This is a genomic window from Streptomyces malaysiense (assembly GCF_000980885.2).
GTDB classification, from domain to species: Bacteria; Actinomycetota; Actinomycetes; order Streptomycetales; family Streptomycetaceae; genus Streptomyces; species Streptomyces malaysiense.
Genome location: NZ_LBDA02000180.1, coordinates 1 through 2,374 on the forward strand (window position 1 = coordinate 1; position 2,374 = coordinate 2,374).

A 2,374-nucleotide genomic window follows, 5' to 3' on the forward strand; every position below is an offset into this window, starting at 1 on the left:
CGAGCAGCCGGAGCCGGTGCCCTCACTGGAGCTGGTCTTCCACACCGACTCGCTCCAGCCACGGGAGTTGGAGGCGGTGGTGAGGGCGGTGCCGCCGACGGCGGTCACGTACTGCGAGGTCGCCGGGTACTCTGCGCCGTAGGCGGAGTCACCGGAAGAAACGGTGATCGCGACGCCCGGGTGCTTGAAGTAGCTGGCGTCATCGCTGGTCTGGGTCGAGTCCTCGCCGCCGCCCCAGCTGTTGGAGACGAACTTGGCGCCGAGCGCGACGGCCTCGTTCTCCGCGGCGCCCAGATCCGCCATGGTGGCCGCGTTGGCCTCGACCAGGATGATGTTGCAGTTCGGGCAGACCGCGCTGACCATGTCGATGTCGAGCATCTCTTCGCCGGCCCAGCCGCTGTCGTTGGTCGGCAGCGAGGTGGTGGAGCCGGTCTGGCTGACCTGCTTGAAGCAGCCGTTGGCCTTGGTGCAGGCGGAGAGGCCGTACTGGGACCGGTAAGTGGCCAGGTCCGACTCGGCGTTGGGGTCGTTGTAGGCGTCGACGATGCCCACGGTCATGCCCGAACCCGCCGACGTGGGCAGGTTGTAGGCGCTGTGCAGGTTGGCCGGGGAGAGGCCGGAGGGCGTGGCGTCGGGCGTGATCGCCGCGGCCAGCTTCTGCTTGATGTCGGTGCGGCGCTGCGCGAAGCAGGACACGTGGCCCGGCGTGTGGTCCGCGGCGCACAGGTGGGTCGTGGGGACCTTCTGCCCGGCCTTGCCGGTCGAGTGGAAGGCCTGCCGCTGGGGGGCGGTCAGCGCCTGGTTGTTCCTGGCGACCTTGCCGGTCTGCGGGTGGGCCGTGACGACCGGCTGGGCCGCACCGGCCGTCGGCGCGGCGGCGAGACCGGCGACGGTGAGGGCGAGTGCGGGAAAGGCGACGGCGACGAGTCTTCGCAGACTGCGTCTGGCACTGCTCGGGCGTGACTCACGCATGAGGTGCTGCCTCCGGTTGAAGTGGGGATTCGCACTGGATGGGCAGGCCCGTGACGCGCTGGGCGGCGGTGTCGCGCAATCATGAGCATGACACTCACACCCTGACACCAAGTGAGCGATACATGACAGGGTGCGAGAGGAACGTAATGGCCGAGCAATGCGAACCGGCAGTACCGCAGGGCATTATTTACCTCTCCATGAAGGGGGATTGACCATGCCGTGAGGGGAAATCGGGCCGACCCGATGCGAGGTTCGTGATCTCGATCCTGCGGACCGGGGCCTGGGGCGCCGCACGACGGTCAGTGGCCGCCGGCCCATGAGGAAGAGGGGTCGCACGCACGACGGAGGCCGTCGGCGCGCCGTCGCGGAAGGGGCGTCCGAGGTTGCCGGCGACGAGGCGAGAGGTACGTCCGTACACCTCGGCCGAGGCTCGCGTCCTGCCGCCCGGACAACCGCGCGTCGCCGGTGTGGACATCGGGCCCGGCAGCCCCGTTCAAGTCGGCCGGTGCGGCCGGCGAGCCGCAGGTTCTCAGGTGAGCCGGAACGAGTCCTGTGGTGCGAACCGGAGCGGGGCGTCTCGGATGTGGGTGCCCTCTTCTTCAACCGCACCCGGCTCCGCGGCACTCGGGGCTGTCGTGACAGGCGGCACGGACGGGAGTGGCGGGCGCGCCCGATCAAGTCGAAGTGGATCTCCGGAGCCCCGAAACCTGCTCCGCCCGTCACCACGCCGTCCCCGAAATGGCCCTCGAAGGAAGCCACTTGGACAGGAATAACGCAACTTCGACATGGTCCGCGAAGGCAGCTACCTTCACCTGGTCCTCGGCAACCGCCCACGGTCGCAGAGGAGTTCTCTCGGGCCGGGCGAGCCACCCACGGCCCACACCGGACACCCCCAACCAGGGAGAGACGCATGCCCCATCTCGCGCTTTACACATTCGGCGTCCTGAAGTCGCCTCTCGCCGATCCCGCACCTCTGACGCGGGAATTCCACGAAAGCGGTGAGGCCGTCTACCGGAAGATCAGTCAGCACCCCGGGTACCTCGCTCATGCTGAGGCGACAGGCGGCGGCCGGGGCGGACACTTCGACCTGGACTGGGGTGCATGGGGAACGTTCGCCGTACCGACCTGGTACAGCAAGGGCCGTACACGGGAGACCATCGCCCTGGCCGCGACCCTCTCCCTCTGGACCGGCCTCCGCCCCGCCTTCGACGCCGTCTACTCCGGTCTGCACCGTGAGGCACTCAACAGGCGTTACGACTGGTTCGAGCGGACAGGACACCCGAACTACGTGTTCTGGTGGGTTCCCGACGACGTGATACCCACCTGGCAGGACGGGGTTTCCAGGCTGGAGCGCCTCCACGACCACGGCTCCGCTCCGCCAGGGACTTTGCGTGTTGCGGTT

General features: G+C 68.5%; 2 protein-coding genes. One reads left to right on the forward strand and one right to left on the reverse strand.

The window, feature by feature from the left end:
• Nucleotides 1–972: S53 family peptidase (locus VT52_RS34800; protein ID WP_420856331.1), on the reverse strand; the 972-nt coding region annotated here is incomplete at its 3' end.
• 910 nt (nt 973–1,882) lie between these two features.
• Between VT52_RS34800 and VT52_RS34805 the strand changes: the two genes are divergently transcribed.
• On the forward strand, nt 1,883–2,374 hold a 492-nt coding region (locus VT52_RS34805), incomplete at its 3' end, for a DUF3291 domain-containing protein (protein ID WP_071387769.1).